17 protein-coding genes and 1 tRNA gene are annotated in these 21,747 nt (G+C 64.0%); 11 read left to right on the top strand and 7 right to left on the bottom strand.

The genetic code is table 11. The annotated features are described in order from the left end of the window. Positions 1 to 119: 119 nt before the first annotated feature. Positions 120 to 2,798, bottom strand: a complete 2,679-nt coding sequence (gene ppdK, locus D3242_RS00615) for a pyruvate, phosphate dikinase (RefSeq protein ID WP_064983007.1) — start codon at positions 2,796 to 2,798, stop codon at positions 120 to 122. 225 nt (positions 2,799 to 3,023) lie between these two features. Here ppdK and D3242_RS00620 point away from each other — a divergent pair, with 225 nt between their 5' ends. The 3 genes from D3242_RS00620 (at position 3,024) to D3242_RS00630 (ending at position 4,026) form a co-directional block, all read left to right on the top strand. After that, positions 3,024 to 3,368 (top strand): VOC family protein, encoded by a 345-nt coding sequence (locus D3242_RS00620; RefSeq protein WP_019857015.1) that lies wholly within the window; start codon positions 3,024 to 3,026, stop codon positions 3,366 to 3,368. Positions 3,369 to 3,470: 102 nt separating this feature from the next. Beyond that, positions 3,471 to 3,545: transfer RNA gene (locus D3242_RS00625), tRNA-Gln, on the top strand. A gap of 112 nt (positions 3,546 to 3,657) precedes the next feature. Then, positions 3,658 to 4,026 (top strand): VanZ family protein, encoded by a 369-nt coding sequence (locus D3242_RS00630; protein ID WP_027046624.1) that lies wholly within the window; start codon positions 3,658 to 3,660, stop codon positions 4,024 to 4,026. A gap of 49 nt (positions 4,027 to 4,075) precedes the next feature. Here D3242_RS00630 and smc read toward each other — a convergent pair whose 3' ends face one another. The 3 genes from smc to D3242_RS00645 all read right to left on the bottom strand — a co-directional run bounded on the left by smc (position 4,076) and on the right by D3242_RS00645 (position 9,059). Next, complete coding sequence (gene smc, locus D3242_RS00635) at positions 4,076 to 7,534, bottom strand: chromosome segregation protein SMC (RefSeq protein ID WP_064983009.1); 3,459 nt, start codon at positions 7,532 to 7,534, stop codon at positions 4,076 to 4,078. A gap of 117 nt (positions 7,535 to 7,651) precedes the next feature. Continuing rightward, positions 7,652 to 8,395, bottom strand: a complete 744-nt coding sequence (locus D3242_RS00640; protein WP_027046623.1) for a DsbA family protein — start codon at positions 8,393 to 8,395, stop codon at positions 7,652 to 7,654. Positions 8,396 to 8,549: 154 nt separating this feature from the next. Further along, complete coding sequence (locus D3242_RS00645; protein ID WP_019857012.1) at positions 8,550 to 9,059, bottom strand: DUF721 domain-containing protein; 510 nt, start codon at positions 9,057 to 9,059, stop codon at positions 8,550 to 8,552. Between the two features lie 55 nt (positions 9,060 to 9,114). Between D3242_RS00645 and mutY the strand changes: the two genes are divergently transcribed. After that, positions 9,115 to 10,248, top strand: coding sequence for an A/G-specific adenine glycosylase (mutY, locus tag D3242_RS00650; RefSeq protein ID WP_081296020.1), 1,134 nt, complete (start codon positions 9,115 to 9,117; stop codon positions 10,246 to 10,248). A gap of 10 nt (positions 10,249 to 10,258) precedes the next feature. Beyond that, a complete protein-coding gene (locus D3242_RS00655) occupies positions 10,259 to 10,897 on the top strand; it encodes an HAD family hydrolase (RefSeq protein ID WP_038645437.1) in 639 nt (212 codons plus the stop codon). Positions 10,898 to 10,937: 40 nt separating this feature from the next. Here the strand turns inward: D3242_RS00655 and D3242_RS00660 are convergent, their stop codons facing one another. Continuing rightward, on the bottom strand, positions 10,938 to 12,071 hold the full coding sequence (locus D3242_RS00660; RefSeq protein ID WP_038645434.1) for a site-specific DNA-methyltransferase: 1,134 nt from the start codon (positions 12,069 to 12,071) through the stop codon (positions 10,938 to 10,940). Positions 12,072 to 12,247: 176 nt separating this feature from the next. On the opposite strand from D3242_RS00660, the gene D3242_RS00665 reads away from it, so the two are divergent. After that, entirely contained in the window at positions 12,248 to 12,937 is a 690-nt protein-coding gene (locus tag D3242_RS00665) for an HAD family hydrolase (protein WP_064983562.1), read from the top strand. A 53-nt stretch (positions 12,938 to 12,990) separates the two neighbouring features. On the opposite strand, the gene D3242_RS00670 is transcribed toward D3242_RS00665, so the two are convergent. Next, complete coding sequence (locus tag D3242_RS00670; RefSeq protein WP_064983011.1) at positions 12,991 to 13,716, bottom strand: hypothetical protein; 726 nt, start codon at positions 13,714 to 13,716, stop codon at positions 12,991 to 12,993. 129 nt (positions 13,717 to 13,845) lie between these two features. Here D3242_RS00670 and thrC point away from each other — a divergent pair, with 129 nt between their 5' ends. From thrC to D3242_RS00690, 4 genes are read left to right on the top strand one after another with little or no spacing between them, the layout of a single operon-like run. Continuing rightward, a complete protein-coding gene (gene thrC, locus D3242_RS00675; RefSeq protein ID WP_064983013.1) occupies positions 13,846 to 15,243 on the top strand; it encodes a threonine synthase in 1,398 nt (465 codons plus the stop codon). 14 nt (positions 15,244 to 15,257) lie between these two features. After that, positions 15,258 to 16,550, top strand: a complete 1,293-nt coding sequence (locus D3242_RS00680; protein ID WP_064983015.1) for a M16 family metallopeptidase — start codon at positions 15,258 to 15,260, stop codon at positions 16,548 to 16,550. A 14-nt stretch (positions 16,551 to 16,564) separates the two neighbouring features. After that, a complete protein-coding gene (locus D3242_RS00685; protein ID WP_010914906.1) occupies positions 16,565 to 17,161 on the top strand; it encodes a GNAT family N-acetyltransferase in 597 nt (198 codons plus the stop codon). A gap of 3 nt (positions 17,162 to 17,164) precedes the next feature. Continuing rightward, positions 17,165 to 20,053, top strand: coding sequence for an EAL domain-containing protein (locus D3242_RS00690; RefSeq protein ID WP_019857005.1), 2,889 nt, complete (start codon positions 17,165 to 17,167; stop codon positions 20,051 to 20,053). Between the two features lie 21 nt (positions 20,054 to 20,074). Here the strand turns inward: D3242_RS00690 and D3242_RS00695 are convergent, their stop codons facing one another. Then, positions 20,075 to 20,683, bottom strand: coding sequence for a YqgE/AlgH family protein (locus tag D3242_RS00695; RefSeq protein ID WP_027046619.1), 609 nt, complete (start codon positions 20,681 to 20,683; stop codon positions 20,075 to 20,077). A gap of 171 nt (positions 20,684 to 20,854) precedes the next feature. On the opposite strand from D3242_RS00695, the gene D3242_RS00700 reads away from it, so the two are divergent. Further along, complete coding sequence (locus D3242_RS00700; protein ID WP_019857003.1) at positions 20,855 to 21,661, top strand: protein-disulfide reductase DsbD domain-containing protein; 807 nt, start codon at positions 20,855 to 20,857, stop codon at positions 21,659 to 21,661. Positions 21,662 to 21,747: the final 86 nt, after the last annotated feature.

A 21,747-nucleotide genomic window follows, 5' to 3' on the forward strand; every position in this document is an offset into this window, starting at 1 on the left:
TGGCGCGGCAATTTGACTGCCCTGGTGCACGCGCCATTTCGGCAGCCTGACGAGCCGTTGCCCTTCAGACAGCGCGTTGCCGCTTCATCTCGGTGCGATTACGCAATGCCTTGATCTCCCTATCCGCGCCCCGCTTTCGCCACCTGTACCGCGGCCTGCGCGGCCGCCAGCCTGGCGATCGGCACGCGATAGGGCGAGCACGACACATAGTCGAGCCCGACCTCCTCGCAGAAGCGGATCGATGCCGGGTCGCCGCCATGTTCGCCGCAGATGCCGAGCTTGATGTCGGGGCGCGTCGCCCTGCCCTTTTGCGCGGCCATGCGCACCAATTCCCCTACGCCGTCGATGTCGAGCGAGACGAATGGATCCTGCTCGATGATGCCTTTCTGGCGGTAGGTCTCCAGGAACGAGGCCGCATCGTCGCGCGAGATGCCGAACGTGGTCTGGGTGAGGTCATTGGTGCCGAAGGAGAAGAACTCGGCTGTAGCGGCGATGACATGGGCGCGGATCGCCGCGCGCGGCAGTTCGATCATCGTGCCGGTGAGGTAGTCGATCTTGACGCCGCTCTCCTCCATGACGCTCTTGGCGACCGCATCGATGCGCGCCTTCACATAGTCGAGCTCCTTCACCAGGCCGACCAGCGGCACCATGATTTCGGGGACGACCAGCGCGCCGGCCTTCTGGCCGGCCTCGACGGCGGCCTCGAAAATGGCGCGTGCCTGCATCTCGGCGATCTCGGGATAGGAGACGGCCAGCCGGCAGCCGCGATGGCCGAGCATCGGATTGAATTCGTGCAAGGCCTCGGTGCGCTGCCTGAGCTTGTTGGGCGACACATTCATGACGGCCGCGACCTCGGCGATTTCGGCCTCGGTCTTGGGCAGGAATTCATGCAGCGGCGGATCGAGCAAGCGTATTGTCACCGGCAGGCCGGCCATGATCTCGAACAATTCCAGGAAATCCGAGCGCTGCATGGGCAGAAGCTTGGCAAGGGCGGCGCGCCGATCCTTTTCGGTGTCGGCCAGGATCATCTCGCGCATGGCGACGATGCGGGCGCCGTCGAAGAACATGTGCTCGGTGCGGCAGAGACCGATGCCTTCAGCGCCGAAAGAACGCGCCATGCGGGCATCGAGCGGGGTTTCGGCATTGGTGCGCACCTTCATGCGGCGCACGGCGTCCGCCCATTCCATGATGGCGGCAAAATCGCCGGACAGTTCGGGCTGCAGCATCGCCACGGCGCCCTTCAGCACCTGGCCGTTGCCGCCGTCGATGGTGATGATGTCGCCCTTGCGGAAGGTCTGCCCCATCGAGAGCAGCGTGCCGGCCTTGTAGTCGACGCGCAGCGAGCCGGCGCCAGACACGCAAGGCTTGCCCATGCCGCGCGCGACGACGGCGGCATGGCTGGTCATGCCTCCGCGCGTGGTCAGGATACCTTCCGCGGCGTGCATGCCGTGGATGTCCTCGGGGCTGGTCTCGATGCGCACCAGGATCGCCTTGCGGCCCTGTGCCTTCAAGTCTTCCGCATCGCCGGAGGAAAAGACGATCTCGCCGGTGGCAGCGCCAGGCGAGGCCGGCAGGCCGACGCCGATGACGTCGCGCGCGGCCTTAGGGTCGATGGTCGGGTGCAGCAATTGGTCGAGCGAGGCCGGATCGATGCGGGCGACGGCTTCCTCCTTCGTGATCAGGCCGTCCCTTGCCATTTCGACGGCAATCTTCAGCGCCGCCTTGGCGGTGCGCTTGCCCGAGCGGGTCTGCAACATCCACAACTTGCCGCGCTCGATGGTGAATTCGAGGTCCTGCATGTCGCGATAGTGCTTTTCCAGGCTGTCGGAAATGGTGACGAAGGATTGGAAGGCGTCCGGCATCAGCTTCTGCAGCGACGGCTTGTCGGAACCGGCTGCGATGCGGGCGGCTTCGGTGATGTTCTGCGGCGTGCGGATGCCGGCGACGACATCCTCGCCCTGTGCGTTCACCAGGAATTCGCCATAGAGCTGCTTTTCGCCGGTCGACGGGTTACGCGTGAAGGCGACGCCGGTGGCCGAGGTCTCGCCCATATTGCCGAACACCATGGCCTGGACGTTGACCGCCGTGCCCCAGCTTTCGGGGATGTCGTGCAGGCGACGGTAGGTGATGGCGCGGTTGTTCATCCAGCTCGAGAACACCGCGCCGATGGCGCCCCAGAGCTGCTCCTGCGGATCCTGCGGGAACGGCCTGCCGAGCTCTTCCTCGACCTTGGCCTTGTAGAGCGCGATGACGCCTTGCCATTCGATGGCCGTCAGTTCGGTGTCGAGCTCATGGCCGAGGCTTGCCTTCTGGTCTTCGAGGATTTCCTCGAACACCTCGTGATCGAGGCCCATGACGACATCGGAATACATCTGGATGAAGCGGCGGTAGCTGTCATAGGCAAAGCGCGCATCTTCGGAATCGGTGGCCAGCGCCTCGACCGTTTCGTCGTTGAGGCCAAGATTGAGCACGGTGTCCATCATGCCCGGCATCGAGGCGCGAGCTCCGGAGCGCACCGACACCAGCAGCAGCTTCGAAGGATCGCCGAACCGGCGGCCGGTCAGCCGGCCGATGTGATCGAGCGCGACCGCGACATCGCCTTCCAGCCCCGCCGGATAGGCGCGGCCATTGGCATAATAGGCATTGCAGACCTCGGTGGTGATGGTGAAGCCTGGCGGCACCGGCAGGCCCAGGCTGCACATCTCGGCCAGGTTGGCTCCCTTGCCGCCCAGCAGATTCTTGTCGCCGGCACGGCCTTCCGCCGCACCATCGCCAAAGGTGAAAACCCATTTGGTCATGCTTTGCTCTCCGGTTGCAGGAGATTGGAAAGATTGGCGAAACGGAAAGTTCCACCCTGGTCCGACTTTGGAGCGATATGATGCTGCAGTGCGAAAGGCAAGCGCCGGCAGAGCCGTCCCGCCGCTACAATCGATTAAGAAAAAGCCTCGCTTCGGCATGCGTCAAAAAGACTTGCCACCTCACCACTTGATGACTAGAACATAAAGGGAACAAAAAGGTGCCCCATGAAACTGACTGGAAAGCTCGACTATCTGGAAATGCCGGCGACCGGCGGCACGCTGGACCGGTTGAAGGCTTTCTACAGTGCCGCCTTTGCCTGGTCGTTCACCGACTACGGGCCGACCTATTCGGCCTTTACCGAGGGTCTGGATGGCGGTTTTCAGGCGGATACCGCGGAAGCACCTGCCCAGCCGCTGCCAGTGCTCTATAGCGACGACCTCGAGGAAACCCTCGGCGCCGTCGAAAGTGCAGGCGGCACGATCATCAAGCCGATCTTCCCGTTTCCCGGCGGCCGGCGCTTTCACTTCGTCGATCCGGCCGGCAACGAGCTGGCTGTCTGGGGGCAATAGCCTTCCCGAATGGGATCCGGGCGTTCCTGCCATCGCTCATAACCATTGTGCTTTTCGGCTGCTCTGCTAATAACGCGCCGCACAAGCGACTCTGACGGCTATTGGGGCGTCGCCAAGTGGTAAGGCATCGGTTTTTGGTACCGACATTCCCAGGTTCGAATCCTGGCGCCCCAGCCATCCCATTGCCACCGGATGGTTGCGCCGCGGCCTGATCCGTGCTTGGCCTGGATCGTCCTGCGGCTCAAGGCCTCGGACCGATGTCAGCTCTCTTCGAAGATTGTTGGAGCAGATGAACTTTTGTTCGGTGGCCATATCGACCGCCTTTATCGTCACGCTCGTTGCGGTTCTGGTCCTCGCACTGCTGCCAGTGCCCGAGCTTCAGGAATTCGGGTTCGATATCGGTTTCGAAAATGACAGGGTCAATCACGCCAGCGCATTCGCCACCCTGGCTGCTCTTGGAGCTCTTGGCTGGCCCAGGCGCATAGTCACGCTGGTCATTTTCCTGGCGCTGGTCGGGGCCGCCATCGAAGTCCTTCAGGGCACGACGCTGATAGACCGCGATCTCGACATGTTCGACTGGGTTGCCGATTGCATCGGCATTGCGGGCGGCCTCGTGGTCGCGCTGTGTGTAAATTGGGTCATGCGCCGCAAAGGCTGATAGCCAACCGCACCCTGCTCTGCTGGCCGGAGCCGCCAATCCGAACGCTTCAGCTCGCCTCGCGCATCGCCTCGGCGGCCTGAAGGTCGACCGAAACGAGCTGGCTGACGCCCTGCTCGGCCATGGTCACGCCAAACAGCCGGTCCATGCGTGCCATGGTGATCGGATTGTGGGTGATGATGACGAAGCGCGTCTCGGTGGTCTTGGCCATCTCGTCCATGAGATTGCAGAAGCGCTCGACATTGTGATCGTCGAGCGGCGCGTCGACTTCGTCGAGCACGCAGATCGGCGCCGGGTTGGTCAGGAAGACGGCGAAGATCAGCGACATCGCCGTCAGCGCCTGCTCGCCACCGGACAGCAGCGTCATGGTCTGCGGCTTCTTGCCGGGCGGGCGGGCAAGGATTTCAAGCCCTGCCTCGAGCGGATCGTCGGACTCGATCAGCTGCAATTCCGCCGTGCCGCCGCCGAACAGATGCGAGAACAGCCGCTGGAAGTGGCTGTTGACCACATCGAAGGCGGCGAGCAGCCGCTCGCGGCCTTCGCGGTTGAGGCTCTGGATCGCCTGCCGCAGCTTGCGGATCGCCTCGATGATATCCTCGCGCTCGGTAACGATCGCTTCGAGCCGGTCGGAGAGCTCCTTCTGTTCTTCCTCGGCGCGCAGATTGACGGCGCCGAGCCGTTCGCGCTCGATCTTCAACCGGTCAAGCTGGCGTTCTATCTCGGCCATTTCGGGGATCGGGTCGTCGGCTTCCAGGCCGGTATGGCGGATGACCAGATGCGGCGGCGTGTTCAGCGTTTCCTGGATACGCGCCTCGACCTCGAGCCGGCGCTCGTCGGCCGCCGTCAGCCTTTCCTCGGCGCGGGCACGGGTCTCACGCGCCTCGGCCAGCGACTGGATGGCCGATGTGGCTCCCTTGTCCAGTTCGGCCTGCCGGTTTTCCGCTTCCTGCAGCCGGTCGGCGGCCGCCTTGCGCAAGGTTTCGGCCTCGGTGAGCTGCGACAGCAGCGCGCGCCGCTTGGCATCGATCTCATCGGGCGCATCGGCCAGCCGTTCGCGCTCGGCCTCGGCCTCGGCCTTGCGCTCGCCGAGCGAGGCGATCTGGGTCGAGGCGTTTTCGGCGCGTACCAGCCAGTTGCTGCGCTCGGCACCGATGGCATCGAGCCGGCGCGTCCGCGCCTCGGCCTCGCGCCGCAGCCCTTCATGGACGGCCCGCGCGTCGGCAAGCGTGGCGCGGTCGCGGGAGACATTGGCCGAGGACTGTTCAAGCTGCAATTGCAGGTCGCCGAGATCGGGCGCGTCCTGCAGCAGCATTTCGGCCTCGACGAAGGCCGCCGAGGTTTCCTCATGGCTGTCGACGATGCGCGCGCGCGCCTCATCGAGTGCCGCGCGCCGGCTCGCCAGCTCGCCGCCGGCCTTTTCGGCCTCGGCCAGCGCATTGCGGGCCGCATCCAGCCGGTGCTGAGCGTCGCGTCCAGCCTGGCGCGTGTTGCGTTCGGCCTCGCTTGCCTGGCGAAGCGCCTGCTCGGCCCGTGCTAGCGCCTCCTCAGCCTGGCGCAGCACAAGTGTCGCTTGCACTGCTTCGGCATCAAGTTCGGCAAGCCGGTTCTTCTGCGCCAGCCTTTGTGCGGCGGCCGTCGGCGCATCGGCGCTGGCGGTCAGGCCGTCCCAGCGCCAGAGCGCGCCTTCACGGCTGACCAGTCTCTGGCCGGGCGCAAGCAGCGCCTGGAGCCGGCGGCCGTCAGCGGCCTCGACGATGCCGATCTGCGCCAGGCGGCGGGCAAGCTGCGCCGGGGCGCGAACCACGCTGGCCAGGCTCTTGATGCCTTCCGGCAGTGCCGCGTCGCCCGGCTGGATCTGGCTTTCGCCCCAATGCGCCGGCGCGCTGCGGTCGAGCGGCACGTCGAGGTCTTCGCCAAGGGCAGCACCCAGCGCCGTCTCGAAGCCGCGCTCGACACTGATTTGCTCCAGTACCGAAGGGAAGAGATCGCCACTGGCGGCATTGAGGATCTTGGCCAGCGTGCGTGCTTCGGTCTCGATCCGCGCCAGTTCGGCCCTGGCGTCCTGAAGCGGCGGGCGGGCAGCGCTTTCGGCGGCTCGAGCATCGATGACCGATTGTTCGGCCTGCGCCACGGCGGCTTCGGATTCTTCCAGCAGCGCCATGGCCTGTTCGACCAGCACGCGCTTTTCGGCCGGATCCGGCAGGCCGGCGACCTTGGAGAGGATATCCGACAATTCGCGGTCGACCTCGGCGAGCTGGCGGGCAAAGCGGTCGCGGCGCTCGGCCGTTTCGCGCAGCGTGCGCTCGATCTGATGGCGCGAAGCGGCGGCCTCGGCCCGTTCGGCGGTCAGCGCGGCAAGCCTGGCTTCGCTTTGCGCCAGCGTCGATGCCGCCTGTTCGAAAGCCGCGCGGGTGGTGGCCTCGCGCTCCGCGGCGCCGGCGTTCTCGGAATTCAGCGTAGCTTCTTCGGTGCGCAGCCGTTCGAGGACATCGGCATTGTCGCGCACCATCCGCTCCTCGCGAGCGATGTCGCCGTCGAGCTGCTGCAGGCGGCGCCCGATTTCGGCCTGGCGGTTGCGAATGCGTCCGGCTTCCTCCTCGATCTGCGACCTGGCGATCGACAGGCGCTGGAAGGCGGCGGCGGCGGCGGCTTCCGCGTCGCGCAGATCGGGCAGGCGATGAGCGCTGATGCCCTGCTCCTTGGCCGCGTTCATCTGCGCGGCGGCGCGGTCGCCGACCAGTGCCGTGGCAACAGCCAGCGCGGAACGTGCCTCGCCTTCCTGTGTCTTGGCGAGCGTCCAGCGCAGATGCAGCAATGTCGCTTCGGCCTTGCGGATATCGGCCGACAGGTTCTTGAAGCGCGAGGCCTGGCGCGCCTGGCGCTTCAGGCTTTCGATCTGGCTTTCCAACTCGCCGACGACGTCGTCCAGGCGTTCCAAATTCTGTTCGGCCGCCTTCAGCCGCAGTTCCGCCTCGTGGCGGCGGGTGTGCAGGCCGGAAATGCCGGCGGCCTCTTCGAGCAGCGCGCGGCGCGCCTGCGGCTTGGCCTGGATCAGTTCACCGATGCGGCCCTGCCCGACCATCGACGGCGAGCGCGCGCCAGTCGACTGATCAGCGAACAGAAGCTGCACATCCTTGGCGCGCGCTTCCTTGCCATTGATGCGGTAGAGCGAGCCGGCCTCGCGCTCGATGCGGCGCGACACCTGCAACTCGTCGGCATCGTTGAACGCAGCGGGCGCCGAACGATCACTGTTGTCGAGGAAAAGCGTGACTTCGGCGGTGTTGCGGGCGGGCCGCGTGCCTGAACCGGAAAAGATGACGTCGTCCATGCCGGACGCGCGCATGTTTTTGTAGGAGCTTTCGCCCATCACCCAGCGCAACGCCTCGACAAGGTTCGACTTGCCGCAACCGTTCGGCCCGACAATACCCGTGAGGCCGCGTTCGATGACGAACTCGCCGGGCTCGACGAAGGACTTGAAACCGAGGAGGCGAAGGCGCGAAAACTTCATTCGCGCCGCCCCGCAAGCGGGTTCCGCAAAAGTGTTCCGCGGTTTTGCGAATAGAGCCCGCGACAAGGCAAATGGATGGGCACGCCGAAGCGCTGCCGCTTCAGCGCTGCGCGAGCGTCAGAGCAGAGGGTCGATGATGGCCGACATTTCCTCAATCGACATCGCCCCTTTGTAGGTCTTACCGTTGATGAAGAAGGTCGGTGTCGAGTCGACCTTGAATTCATTGGCGCCGCGCTTCTGGACCGATCTCACATCGTCCAGAAGTTTCTGGTCCGTCAAGCAGGCCTCGAAGGACTCCTGTGTAAAACCGGCGAGCTTCGAGATTTGCAGCAGCGCATCCTTGGTGTTCGACACGCCAACCCAGTTCGCCTGCTGCCTGAACAGCACGTCCACCATCGGGAAATAGTTGTCCTTGGCGCAGCGCGCCAGCATGAAACCGGCTTCCGCGCTCGGGTCGAACGGGAATTCGCGCAGGATATAGCGTGCCTTGCCGGTGTCGATGTACTTCGTCTTCAGGTCCGGGAAGGTGGTTTCGGCGAAATGCGCGCAATGCGGGCAGGTCATCGAGGCGTATTCGACGATGGTGACCTTGGCGTCATCCTTGCCGAGCTGCTTGTCAGGCAGCGCGCCCGGCTTCAACAGTTCTGCCATATCGACATTGCCCTGGGATTCGGGAACCTTGGCGGCAGCCGGCGTGGCGGGCTTTGCGGGAGCGGCCGGATCCGCGGGCTTCACATCCGCCGCCTTGGCCTGCTCGCCGGAGTCGCTGCAGGCGGCAAGCAGGGCCACCGCCGGAATGGCGGCCAGCGAAGACAGGACGTTTCTGCGAGACAGACTTTTGCCGAACGGAGGACGGTTCATACGAATCACCTGACAAGGGTTGAATTTTGCAATGCAAAGGCACGAAAAGGCGAGAGTTGGCGCGAATTAAGGCATCTCCATCCCCAATCCAATCGTGAAACCTGACAAAGGCGATCACGAATGCGAGATGTTGACGACAAATCCATGACTGTCTTCAAGGGGTTTTTGACTTCCTTTCACCCAAAATGGTTGCGCCAAGCCTTTCCAGCGAGGCGCGCAGCCCGTCATCCTCGATCAGTTCGACCGTACTGGACAGTCTGGTCTGCTCCGCCGCCGTCAACGGCCTGAAGGTCGGTTTAGGCCGTCCCTTGTCCGTCGTCACCGGTTTTTGCACGATCCTGATGCGGCCTATTGCCGTAAAGCCGAGGAAAGCGTTGACCCGGTTGATGATCTCGCCGGTCTCGTGCTGCAGATGAAGTGCTGCCATGCCTTCACAGGCAATGACCAATACCGCCGGCTCGAACGGATCGTCCTCATGCAGGCGGCGTGGCCATTGAATTTTCTCAGGCCGCGAGCGGCTGGCCAGGCGCGGCCCGGCGATCTCTTCCCAGGACTGGACGAGACCAATCGAGATGCCTGCCCGTTTGCGCAGCACCGGGTCGAGGATTTTGGTGGCAAGATCGCTCACCGGAACGGGATTGCCGTAGGGCGTTCTCCCTGCCATGTACGTTCTCCAGCCGCGACCCCAGCAGATTACCGGCAAGGCCAATACACGATCAATGGCACCAGCAGACCAGACCCGCAAGACCCAGGCACGCAAGGCCCAGACACGCAAGGCAATGCCGGACGATACCGCGTCGCGCCTGCTCGCCTGGTACGACGTGCATCATCGCGAGCTGCCGTGGCGGGTGAGCCCGCGCGAGCATGCACGCGGCGTGCGGCCCGATCCCTACCGCATCTGGCTGTCCGAAGTCATGCTGCAGCAGACCACAGTCGAGGCGGTGAAATCCTATTTTCGAGCCTTTGTCGAGAAATGGCCCGATGTCGAGGCACTGGCCGCGGCGCCGACCGAGGACGTGATGAAGGCCTGGGCGGGGCTCGGCTATTACTCCCGCGCCCGCAACCTCAAGGCCTGCGCCGATCTGGTGGCGGCACGCGGCGGCCGGTTTCCCGACACCGAGGCCGGTTTGAGAGACCTGCCCGGCATCGGCGCCTACACCTCGGCGGCGATCACGGCGATCGCTTTCGACCGCCCCGCTGCCGTGGTCGACGGCAATGTCGAACGCGTCATATCGAGGCTGTTTTCGATCACCACGCCGCTCAGCGAAGCCAAGACCGAGATACGCGCCCATGTCGAGGCCATGGTGCCGGTGGCGAGGCCGGGCGATTTCGCCCAGGCGATGATGGATCTCGGCGCCACGATCTGCACCCCGCGCCGGCCGCGCTGCATGCTGTGCCCGCTGCGCGAGAGCTGTAGTGCCGTCGTTTCGGGCGACCCTGAAAACTTCCCGGTGCGGCTGCCCAAAGCCGACAAGCCGCAGCGACGCGGTGCTGCTTTCGTCGCCATGCGCGAGGACGGGGCCATACTTCTGCGAAAACGGCCGGACAAAGGTCTGCTCGGCGGCATGACCGAGGTGCCGACAACGGGCTGGACCGCGCGGGTGGACGGCGCCACCACGCAGGCGGCGGCGCCCTTTCCCGGCGACTGGCGGCGCGCCGGGACAATCACGCATGTCTTCACCCATTTCGCGCTCGAGCTCGAAGTCTTTCACGCCCACATCAAAGGTGCTGCGCCGGCAGGGCATTTCTGGTCGCACGCCCACGAGATTTCCGAAGAGGCCCTGCCCACTGTCATGAAAAAGGCGATCGAGGCTGCGATACCCGGCGCGACGAAAAAGCAACGCCCGCATTGAAAGAGGCTTCATGACCGAGATCCGCCACATCGTTTTCGACATCGGCCGCGTGCTGATCCACTACGATCCAGACATTCCGTTCAGCCGCCTCATCCCCGATGCCGAAGAGAGAAAGTGGTTCTTCGACAATATCTGCACGCATGACTGGAACATCGAGCAGGATCGCGGCCGGAGCTGGGAAGAGGCCGAGGCGCTGCTGATTGCGGACTATCCCGACCATGCGGAAAACATCCGCAATTTCCGCCGCCACTGGCACGACATGGTGCCGCATGCCTATGACGACAGCGTCGCCATAATGCTTGGCCTGATCGAGAGCGGCCATGATGTGACCATGCTGACCAACTTCGCCTCCGACACTCTGGCGGAAGCCCGCGAACGCTTCGATTTCCTCAATCGGCCACGCGGCGTGACCATCTCCGGCGAGATCGGCAAGATCAAGCCGGATCGTGACATTTATGACCATCACGTGGCTGCGTTCGGGCTCGAACCCTCGGCGACGCTGTTCATCGACGACAGCCAGAAGAATGTCGACGGCGCCAAGGCCGCGGGCTGGAAAGCCGTGCTGTTCACCGATGCCAGGACGCTTCAAGCAGATCTTGAACGCTTGGGAATCAAGGCGCGATCTGAATCGCTTGCGGCGATGCGCTGAGATTTTGATTCAACGCAATACGCGATAATTCGGCAGGGGGTCAGCCCCCTGCCCGCTCCATGCCGAGACGGGCGATGCGGCGCAGTTCGTCGATCGGGGTCAGCCCGCCGCTGCGCTCATAATGCCAGAAGGTCCAGCCATTGCAGGCGTCCAGCCCCTGCACTTCGGCGCCGATCTTGTGGATCGAGCCGGCGCTGTCGCCGATCGCCACCGTGCCGTCGGCGCGCACCTTGGCCGCCCAGCGCTTCTTGGCGTCGTACAGCGTGACGCCCGGCTGCATCAGCCCGGTGTCGAGAAGGCTGACGAAGGCGACGCGCGGCTCGGCGCGCTTGCCGGTTAACACCGTCAGATCAGCATCCTCCAGCGGCCGCACCGCATCGATACGCTCGTTGGCGGCGTCGATATAGGGCTGCTCGCGCTCAATGCCGACGAAATGGCGACCAAGACGCTTGGCGACCGCACCTGTCGTGCCGGAGCCGAAGAAGGGGTCGAGCACGATGTCGCCGGGCTTGGTCGAGGCCATCATGATGCGGGCGAGCAGCGCTTCCGGCTTCTGCGTCGGGTGCAGCTTGTCGCCATTGTCGTTCTTCAGCCGCTCGCCGCCGGTGCAGATCGGGAACAGCCAGTCGGAGCGCATCTGGATGTCGTCGTTGGACGCCTTCAGCGCCTCGTAGTTGAACGTATAGCCCTTGCCCTTCTGGTCCCGGGAAGCCCAGATCATCGTCTCATGCGCGTTCTGAAAACGGCGGCCACGGAAATTCGGCATCGGATTGGTCTTGCGCCAGACCACGTCGTTGAGGATCCAGAAGCCCAGATCCTGCATCTTGGCGCCGACCCGGAAGATGTTGTGATAGGAGCCGATGACCCAGATGGTGCCGTTGGGCTTCAGCACGCGGCGCGCCGCCAAAAGCCACGCGCGGGTGAAGGCGTCATAGGCCTCAAAATTCTCGAACTGGTCCCAGTGATCGTCGACCGCGTCAACCTTGGACTGGTCGGGCCGGTGCAGATCGCCGTCGAGCTGCAGATTGTAGGGCGGATCGGCGAAGATGACGTCGATCGACTTTTCGGGTAGGCGGTCGAGGGCCGCGACGCAGTCGCCCTTGAGGATCGTGTCCAGCCATTCGGATTGCTGGGGAGCGCGGGACAACTCGTGGAGAAGACGCACGGCAGACATTTTTACACCCAAGGCACGCGTTACTGTTTACTCCCCGTTATGGTTACCGATCAGCGTAAATATTCGGTGAAGGCCGGCGCGATCGCCTGCCAGGTTTGCGAAGGCCGGGCCATTGGTGTATGCCGCGCCGCCTGAGGCCTTCCTGGCCGCTTCATCCTTTCTTTGTCCGGATCACCATGCCCCAGCCAGACCTTGTCATCTTCGATTGCGACGGCGTGCTCGTCGATTCCGAAATCATCGCCGCGCGGGTCGAGGCCGAGCTGATAACGCTCGCCGGATATGAAATCTCGGCCGAGGAGATTGCCGAAAGCTATGCGGGCCTGACGTTCAAGGACATACTGATGCGGATCGAGGAGAAGTCCAAGATTCCGTTCCAGGCGTCGCTGATCGACCGCGCCGAAGAGCTCGTCGACCGCAAACTGCGCAGCGATGTGCGTGCCATCGAGGGCGTGCGCGAAGCGGTCGCCTCGGTCACGGCGCAACGCTGCATCTGCTCCAACTCACGCTCGGAGCGGATAGAATTCATGCTGGAGAAAGTGCATCTGCTGACCTTCTTCGCCGGCCGCATCTTCTCGGCACTGGAAATACCGAGCAAAAAGACCAAACCCGCGCCGGACGTGTTCCTGTTCGCGGCGGAAAGACTCGGCGCGAACCCAGCCAACACTTTCGTCATCGAGGATTCCGTGCACGGCGTCGCCGGCGCCAGGGCAGCCGGCATGCGGGTGATCGGCTTCACCGGCGCCAGCCACAGCTACCCTGGCCATGCCGACGCGCTGACCGAGGCCGGCGCCGAAACGGTCATCCGCCGCTGGGCAGAGCTGAAAAGCGTGATCGCGGCGCTTTCGGAATGGTCGGCCGACGCCTGAGCACCGTGCGCCGCCACGCAGGTTGCCCTTAAAGTATCAGGACTAGACCGCGACTAGTTTGTCGCCGCGGCCCTCTTCCTGTGGGTCTTCTTCGGCTTGTCCGTCGCCTTCGGCGCAGTTTCGTCATAGCCGGCATAGACCTGATAATCCTGCGCCGTCGGTGCCGGCACGACGACATTGGAATCGGTGAAGACGAACTGGGTGGCGACCGACGGATCGGTGACCTGGACCTGGTACTGGTGAATCTGCGAATAGAGCACGTCGGTGCCGTGCATCACCGCGGTGCGGATCGGCATGGTGATGGTGCCGGGCGTAAACTTCGCTCCCGGCACGATCTTGCCGGCAACCGCTATCTTCATCGTCAGCTGTCCGTCGGCACGGCTGCAATCGCGGGTCACGTCGGAAATCGACGCCTGGTAAATGATCCTCGCGGAATCATCAGGCGGTGTGGCAGCGGCGGCGTCAGCCGCGGCCTGCGCCGCGGCATCCGCGGCGGCGTCGCCGGTCTTCTTGAGCTTCGGCTTGGCCTTCTTGACCTCGTTGGCATAGGTGTTGAAAAAGGCCGTGCCGTCGCGCACCGTCACCCGCGGGCAATAGGCGTTCAGCTGGCTGGCCAGAATCTTGGGATCCTGCGCAGGCGGAGGCGCCGTCGGGTCCTTCTTGCCGAAACCGAGGTTAAGGATGCCATTGTCGCCCGATTGGCAGCCGGCGGCGGCGAGCATAAAGCCGGTGAGCGCAAGACCCGCCAAAAAGCGGCCACTTGATGTACGAAACGCCATGAAACTGCACTTCCCTCTCGTAAAGCTGGTGACGTATATCAACGGCGCGGCAAAAATGCGACTGGAGCCGGCACAGAAATTAACCACCTTGTGGTGAACGGAAAAGCCAAGCGGCAACGGGACTGAGATATGCAATATGTGAGTACGCGCGGGGAAGCACCCGCGCTTGGATTTTCCGATGCCGTGCTGGCGGGGCTGGCACGCGATGGCGGGCTTTACGTGCCGCGCGAGTGGCCGCAGTTTTCAGCTTCCGATATCCGTGCCATGCGTGGCCTTGCCTATCCCGATCTCGCGATCCGCGTGCTGTCGCCGTTCCTTGGCGGCGAAATTCCGGCGCCGGTCTTCGAGCGCCTGGTGCGCGAAGCCTATGCCACGTTCCGTCACGAGGCGGTCTGCCCGCTTGTCCAGACCGGCCCCAACACGTTTGTCCTCGAACTCTTCCATGGGCCGACGCTGGCATTCAAGGATGTGGCGATGCAGGTGCTCGCCCGGCTGATGGACCATGTGCTTGCCGAACGCGACCAGCATGCCACCATCGTCGGCGCCACGTCAGGCGACACCGGCGGCGCGGCGATCGACGCCTTTGCCGGGCGCAGCCGCACCGACATCTTCATCCTGTTCCCGCATGGCCGCGTTTCGCCGGTGCAGCAGCGGCAGATGACGACGTCGAAGGCCGAAAACGTCCATGCGCTAGCGATCGAAGGCAATTTCGACGACTGCCAGGGGCTGCTCAAGGACATGTTCAACGACCACGCCTTCCGCGACCGGGTGGCGCTGTCGGGGGTCAATTCGATCAACTGGGCGCGCATCATGGCCCAGATCGTCTACTATTTCTCCTCGGCCCTGTCGCTCGGCGCGCCGGACAGACCGGTGTCGTTCACCGTCCCGACCGGCAATTTCGGCGATATCTTCGCCGGCTATGCCGCCAAGAAGATGGGCCTGCCGATCGAACGGCTGGTCATCGCCACCAACGACAACGACATATTGGCGCGCACTTTCGCCACCGGCGAGTACCGCACCAAGGGTGTCTTTGCGACCACTTCGCCTTCGATGGACATCCAGGTTTCGTCGAATTTCGAACGCCTGCTGTTCGAAGCCTCCAACCGCGACGCGGCGACCGTGCGACGCTACATGGACGGCCTGAAGCAGTCCGGCGCCTTCACCATTGAAGCCCGTGAAATCAATGGGATGCGGTCGGAGTTCGACGCCGGCCGCGCCACCATGGACGAGGTCGCCGCCACCATCCGTTCGACACTCGCGGCCAGCAATTACCTGCTCGACCCGCACACGGCGGCAGCCGTGCATGTCGCGGCGGGCAAGGCGGCAAGCGCCGTGCCGATGGTGGTGCTGGGCACGGCGCACCCGGCAAAATTCCCGGCCGCCGTCGAGGCCGCCAGCGGCGTCTCGCCGGCCCTGCCCGCATGGCTAGGGGGATTGATGACATTTGAGGAAAAATACACGGTACTTCCATCCGACCTGAAAATGGTGGAAGATTACGTCAGCCGCCGCGCGCGGGCGGCGCGTTAGGGAGTACGAACCATATGGGTGTTGAGGTAAGCCGTCTGTCGAACGGCCTGACAGTCGCCACCGAAACCCTTCCAAGTATCGAATCGGTTGCCTTGGGTGCCTGGGTCAAGTCCGGTGCCCGCAATGAACGTGACGAAGAGCATGGCATGGCCCATCTGCTCGAGCACATGGCGTTCAAGGGCACGAAGCGACGGACGGCCTTCGAAATCGCCTCGGAAATCGAGGATGTCGGCGGCGAGATCAATGCCGCCACCAGTGTCGAGACCACATCCTACTACGCCAGGGTGCTCAGCGACGACGTGCCGCTGGCCGTCGACATCCTCGCCGACATCCTGCAGGAGTCCGAATTCGACCCGCAGGAGCTCGAGCGCGAGCAGCACGTCATCCTGCAGGAGATCGGCGCCGCCCACGATACGCCAGACGATATCGTCTTCGACCGTTTCACCGAGACGGCCTTTCGCCACCAGACCATCGGCCGCTCGATCCTGGGCACGCCGGAAACCGTCAAATCCTTCACCTCCAAGCAGCTGCACGATTTCATCGAACGCCAATATGGCGCCGAACGGATGGTGATCGTGGCTGCCGGCGACATCAAGCACGACAATTTCGTGCGCGAGGTGGAGAAGCAGCTCGGCGGCTTCCGCAGCAAGGCCGACAGCACCATCCCGCAATATGCGCAATATGTCGGCGGCGATTTCCGCGAGGACCGCGACCTGATGGACGCGCAGATCGTGCTGGGCTTCGAAGGCCGCGCCTATCACGTGCGCGATTTCTATGCCTCGCAGGTGCTGTCGATGATTCTCGGCGGCGGCATGTCGTCGCGCCTGTTCCAGGAAGTCCGCGAGAAACGCGGCCTGTGTTATTCGGTCTATGCCTTCCACTGGGGCTTTTCCGACACCGGCATTTTCGGCGTCCACGCCGCGACGGGCCAGAGCGACATCGCCGAACTCGTGCCTGTCATCATCGACGAGCTGCAGAAGGCCGGCGAGAACATCCTGCAGGAAGAACTCGACCGCGCGCGCGCGCAGTATCGCGCCGGACTGATCATGTCCGCCGAAAGCCCGGCCAGCCGCGCCTCGCAGATCGCAAGGCAACTGCTTTTGTTCGGCAGGCCGATCGCCAAGGAGGAATTGATGGAGCGCCTGTCGGCGCTGACGGTGGAGCGGCTGACAGACCTGTCGTCGCGGATGTTCTCAACCAAGCCGACGCTCACCGCTGTCGGGCCCGTGGGTACGCTGGCACCATATGAGGCGATCCTCGATTCGCTTCCGGGCACGCAGATCACGGCCCGCAGGCTCGCCGTCTAAGTCCCCCAAGCGCCGTGTTCGCGCTCCCTTTCTTTCGCCGTGACCTGCCGGCGCTGAAGGGCAATCTCGTCACGTTGCGCGTGCCATACACCAATGACTATCGGGAATGGTCGACGCTGCGCGGCGAAAGCCGCGCCTTCCTGGAGCCGTGGGAGCCGCGCTGGACCCCCGATGAACTCGACCGCACGGCATGGCGCCTGCGCATCAGCCGCTACCGCGAAGATTATGCGCAGGGAACCGCGATCGCCTTCTTCATCTTCGAGAAGTCGAGCGGCAAGCTGGCCGGCGGCATCACGCTCGGCAACATACGCCACGGTGTCTCGCAAAGCGGCCATGTCGGCTACTGGATCGGCGAGCGCTTCGGCGGCCGCGGCCTGATGACCGACGCGGTCAAGGTCGTGGCCCGGTTCGCCTTCGACACGCTGAGGTTGCACCGGATCGAAGCCGCCTGTATTCCCGACAACATCCGATCGATCCGCGTGCTTGAAAAAGCCGGATTCCGGCGCGAAGGACTGTTAAGATCCTATCTCAGGATCAACGGCATCTGGCAGGACCATTACCTCTACGCCCGGATCGCGGACGATCCGCTGGACGCAGGAACGAAGGACTGATTTTTGACGAATTTCCTGCGAAACGGGCCGCTGTTCGCCTTTGTCCTCGCGGCAATCCTGACGCTGTGCGCGGCTTCGTCGGCCTTTGCCGTCGAACCGATCAAGATTGCCCGCGACGACGTCGCGCTCGACCTGTCGCGCGCCTTCGAGATCTACCGCAACCAGGGTGAGAATTTCCAGGTTTCGACCGCGCCCGGGCCGGACGGCATCGTGCGGCGCATCGAGGTCGAGGCCAATGACGCGCGTTCGACCGGCGACTGGGCGGTGTTTGCGCTGGCCAACACCACCGACCAGCAGCTCGACAGGTTGATCGTGGCGCCGCATTTCCGGCTGGTCAATTCCGGCATCTTCTGGCCCGATCTCGGCGCCACCCGCATTGCGGCGATCACGCCCAGCGAGGGCTTCGCGCTCGACCGCCAGACCAGCCCCGACGCCGATGTGTTCCGGGTGACGCTGAACCCGGGGACGGTGATCACCTTCATCGCCGAACTCGCCTCGCCCAAGCTGCCGCAGGTCTATCTGTGGGAGCCGGAAGCCTACAAGGACTCGGTCAACTCCTACACGCTGTTTCGCGGCATCGTCATCGGCATTGCGGGCCTTCTGGCGCTGTTCCTGACCATCCTTTTCGTGGTCAAGGGAACCTCGATGTTCCCGGCAACCGCGGCCCTTGCCTGGGCGGTGCTTGCCTATATCTGCGTCGATTTCGGTTTCCTCAACAAGGTCATCGAAATCTCGCCCGGCAACGAGCAGATGTGGCGAGCGGGAACGGAGGTGGCGCTGGCGGCGACCTTCGTGGTCTTCCTGTTCGCCTATCTCAACCTCAACCGCTGGCACGGTCACTTCAGCTATGGCGCGCTGGTCTGGATCCTCGGGCTGGTGCTGATTGCAGGCGTGGCCATCGTCGATCCTGCGGTCGCCGCAGGCATCGCCCGCATCTCCTTTGCCGCCACCGCATTGACCGGGCTCGGCCTGATCATCTTCCTCGGGATTCGTGGCTATGACCGCGCCATCATGCTGGTGCCCAGTTGGGTCATGGTGCTGCTGTGGCTATGCGGGTCGTGGATGGCGATCACCGGCATGCTCGACAATGACATCGCCCAGCCGGCGCTCGGCGGCGGGCTGATCCTGATCATTCTGCTCATCGGCTTCACCGTCATGCAGCATGCCTTTGCCGGCGGCGCGCTGCATCAGGGGCTGTTCTCCGACCTCGAACGCCAGGCGCTGGCGGTTGCCGGGTCGGGCGACACGGTGTGGGACTGGGACGTGCTGCGCGACCGCGTCGTCACCAAGCCCGATGTCAGCATCCAGCTCGGCCTGGCGCCCAACAGCCTTGGGGGTGCTGCGCGCAACTGGCTGCCGGTGCTGCATGCCGACGACCGCGACACGTTCCGCACGACGCTCGACGTGGTGCTGGAGCACCGGCGCGGCCGGGTGGCGCAGAATTTCCGCCTGCGTGGCGCTGACGGGCACTACCACTGGTTCGCCTTGCGGGCGCGGCCGGTCATCGGATCGGACGGCGAGGTCATCCGCTGCGTCGGCACCATGGTCGACGTCACCGAGCAGAAGAAGTCCGAGGAGCGGCTGCTGCACGATGCCGTGCACGACAATCTGACCGGCCTGCCGAACCGCGAATTGTTCATGAACCGGCTGGAAGCGATCATCTCGATCGCCCGCACCGAAGAGAAGGTGCGTCCGACCGTCTTCGTCATCGACATCGACCGCTTCAAGCAGGTCAATGACGGGCTCGGCATTTCGGCCGGCGACACCATCCTGCTCACCATTGCGCGCCGCCTGCACCGGCTGTTGAAACCGAAGGATTCGCTGTCGCGCTTTGCCGGCGACCAGTTCGCGCTGATGCTTTTGTCCGAACAGGACCCTGCCCGCATCGCCGGCGTGGCGGACGCCATCAAGCATGCGATCAACAACCCGATCACCTTCGCCAAGCGCGAGATCGTGCTGACCGCCTCGATCGGCCTGATCACCTGGACCTCGGCGCAGACTTCGGCCGAGGACATGGTCAAGGACGCCGAGCTTGCCATGCACCAGGCCAAGCGTTTCGGCGGCGACAGGATCGAGCCGTTCCGCCCGGCTTTCCGCACCGTCGGCACCGACCGGCTGCAGTTCGAATCCGACCTGCGGCGCGCCATCGAGCGCCGCGAATTCACGCTGGCCTACCAGCCGATCGTGCGGCTGGAGGACGGCAGCGTCGCCGGCTTCGAGGCCTTGCTGCGCTGGGACCATCCGCGCCGCGGCATGATCCCGCCGGCGGATTTCATTCCGGTCGCCGAAAGCTGTGGGCTGATCGTGCAGCTTGGGCTGTTCGCCATGCAGCAGGCCGCCGAGGACCTGGCCGGATGGCAAAAGCAGATCGGCGACGCGCCGCTGTCGGTCTCGGTCAATTTGTCCAGCCGCCAGCTGATCCGCCGCGACCTGGTCAGCGATGTCCGCTCGGTCATCGCGCGGGCCAATCTGAAGCCGCGCTGCTTCCGGCTCGAGCTCACCGAGTCCCTGGTGATGGACAATCCCGAGCAGACCGCCCATGTGCTGACCAAGCTGAAACAGCTCGGCATTGGCCTGTCGCTGGACGATTTCGGCACCGGCTATTCATCGCTCGCCTATTTGACGCGTTTCCCGTTCGACACGATCAAGATCGACAAGAGTTTCGTCGATGACAGCACGCCGAAGCGCGCTGTGCTGCTCAAATCCATGGTCAACATGGCGCATGAACTCGGCCTGTCGGTGGTCGCCGAGGGCATCTCGGACGAACGCGATGCGCTGGAATTGCGCCAGATGGGTTGCGAATATGTGCAGAGCTTCATGTTCGGCGCGCCGATGCCGGGCGACCAGGTGCTGAAGACGTTGAAGGAGCAGTATCCGCTGACGCAGGCTTAGAGGCTGCGTTAGCGTGACAGGTCAGGCGTGTCCGGCAGCCAGGCTGAGATGCGCCAGATCGATACCGATCGAGGCGAGGATGCGATCGTATTTGCGCTCGATGTCCGCGTCGAAGAGAAGTTCGGGACTGGCCGGACAGGTCAGCCAGCCATTCTCGGCGATCTCGGTTTCCAGTTGGCCGGCGCCCCATCCGGAATAGCCGAGCGCCATCAGCGCGTGACGCGGGCCGCGGCCCGACGATATAGCGCGCAATATATCGACCGTCGCGGTCAGGCAGATATCGTCGGAAACGGTCAGCGACGATTCCACGCGGTAGTCGCCCGAATGCAGGACGAAGCCTCGGCTGCGATCGACAGGCCCGCCATTGCGCACGACGAAATCGCGCGCCTGCGCCGGCAGGCGGATCGCTTCCTGCTCGTTCATGATGCCGAGCTGCACCAACAGATCCGGAAACAGCATCTGCTGTGTCTGGTTGATGATCAGGCCCATCGCGCCTTCATCGCTGTGGGCGCAGATGTAGATGACCGAACGCGTGAAACGGTCGTCCTTCATGCCGGGCATGGCAATCAGGAACTGATCGTCGAGAAAGCCGCGTCCAGCAGCCGTCTTTTTGTGGCGCAACAAATCCATGACAGGGAGGGTACCGTGTTTCCCCGGCGCCGAAAAGATGCGCCGCGCCGGATTCGACCAAAGCCCATGGCGCCAGGCCGCCATGGCTTGCCACCAGGGGTCACGCAAATATGATGCCGGCAGGGCCATGAAATCATTGCACCGCCACGAACGGACGATCAAATCACCGCCATGCAAAGCTTGAAAATCCTGCTGCTCGGCGCCGCCATCGGATCGGCGAGCGTTCTCCCCGCCTCGGCCTCCTCGTCCGCCTGGTACAACAGCGAAGGCGGCAAGGTGCGGCTGGTGACATCAGGCAAAGCCGACGAGGCCGGCCGCATCCAGGGCGTTCTCGACATCGCGCTCAAGCCGGGCTGGAAGACCTATTGGCGTGATCCGGGCGACGCCGGTGTGCCGCCGCAGCTCGATGTTTCGGCCAGCACCAATATTGCCGATGCCACCCTCTCGTTTCCGGCACCCCAACGCCACGACGACGGTTATGGCAAATGGGCAGGCTACAACTATCCGGTTTCGCTGCCGGTGGTGTTCAAATTGTCGGCAGCGAAGGATTCGGCCGTCATCGACGCCGACGTCTTCCTCGGCATTTGCGAAACGATCTGCATACCGGTGCAGACGCGGCTGACGGTCGACCCTGGTTCCGACCCCGACAATGCAGACGATGCAGCCCTGGTGAAGGCAAGTTTCGCGGCATTGCCGGCGCCCGCGAGATCGGATTTCGGCATCAATGTCCTGCCGGGCGATCACGAGACGCTGGTTGTCGAGGCGAATTTTCCCGGTGACCCCGACGCGGCGGATTTCTTCGTCGCCGGCGAGCGGGATTACATGTTCGGCGCCCCTTCCCGCAGCGAAAAGGACGGCAAGCTGATCTTCACCGTGCCGATCCTCGACCGCCCCTCGGCAACGCCAACGGATGGCGGACTTCACTACACGCTGACGAGCTCGGCGGGCGCCGTCGAAGGGCTGCTGCCTTTCCCTTGATCCAGCTTGCCCGAACGGTTGCAGGATGCCGCCGAGTTCGCTACGCAAGCATGCATCCTTCCTTCCCATTCCCCAAGCGAGGAACT

Source organism: Mesorhizobium jarvisii, from assembly GCF_003601985.1.
GTDB lineage: Bacteria > Pseudomonadota > Alphaproteobacteria > Rhizobiales > Rhizobiaceae > Mesorhizobium > Mesorhizobium jarvisii.

Coding starts and splice junctions, on each gene's coding strand:
- ppdK (WP_064983007.1), bottom strand. CDS start 2,798: ATGACCAAATGGGTTTTCACCTTTGGCGATGGTGCGGCGGAAGGCCGT.
- D3242_RS00620 (WP_019857015.1), top strand. CDS start 3,024: ATGAAACTGACTGGAAAGCTCGACTATCTGGAAATGCCGGCGACCGGC.
- D3242_RS00630 (WP_027046624.1), top strand. CDS start 3,658: ATGAACTTTTGTTCGGTGGCCATATCGACCGCCTTTATCGTCACGCTC.
- smc (WP_064983009.1), bottom strand. CDS start 7,534: ATGAAGTTTTCGCGCCTTCGCCTCCTCGGTTTCAAGTCCTTCGTCGAG.
- D3242_RS00640 (WP_027046623.1), bottom strand. CDS start 8,395: ATGAACCGTCCTCCGTTCGGCAAAAGTCTGTCTCGCAGAAACGTCCTG.
- D3242_RS00645 (WP_019857012.1), bottom strand. CDS start 9,059: ATGGCAGGGAGAACGCCCTACGGCAATCCCGTTCCGGTGAGCGATCTT.
- mutY (WP_081296020.1), top strand. CDS start 9,115: ATGGCACCAGCAGACCAGACCCGCAAGACCCAGGCACGCAAGGCCCAG.
- D3242_RS00655 (WP_038645437.1), top strand. CDS start 10,259: ATGACCGAGATCCGCCACATCGTTTTCGACATCGGCCGCGTGCTGATC.
- D3242_RS00660 (WP_038645434.1), bottom strand. CDS start 12,071: ATGTCTGCCGTGCGTCTTCTCCACGAGTTGTCCCGCGCTCCCCAGCAA.
- D3242_RS00665 (WP_064983562.1), top strand. CDS start 12,248: ATGCCCCAGCCAGACCTTGTCATCTTCGATTGCGACGGCGTGCTCGTC.
- D3242_RS00670 (WP_064983011.1), bottom strand. CDS start 13,716: ATGGCGTTTCGTACATCAAGTGGCCGCTTTTTGGCGGGTCTTGCGCTC.
- thrC (WP_064983013.1), top strand. CDS start 13,846: ATGCAATATGTGAGTACGCGCGGGGAAGCACCCGCGCTTGGATTTTCC.
- D3242_RS00680 (WP_064983015.1), top strand. CDS start 15,258: ATGGGTGTTGAGGTAAGCCGTCTGTCGAACGGCCTGACAGTCGCCACC.
- D3242_RS00695 (WP_027046619.1), bottom strand. CDS start 20,683: ATGGATTTGTTGCGCCACAAAAAGACGGCTGCTGGACGCGGCTTTCTC.
- D3242_RS00700 (WP_019857003.1), top strand. CDS start 20,855: ATGCAAAGCTTGAAAATCCTGCTGCTCGGCGCCGCCATCGGATCGGCG.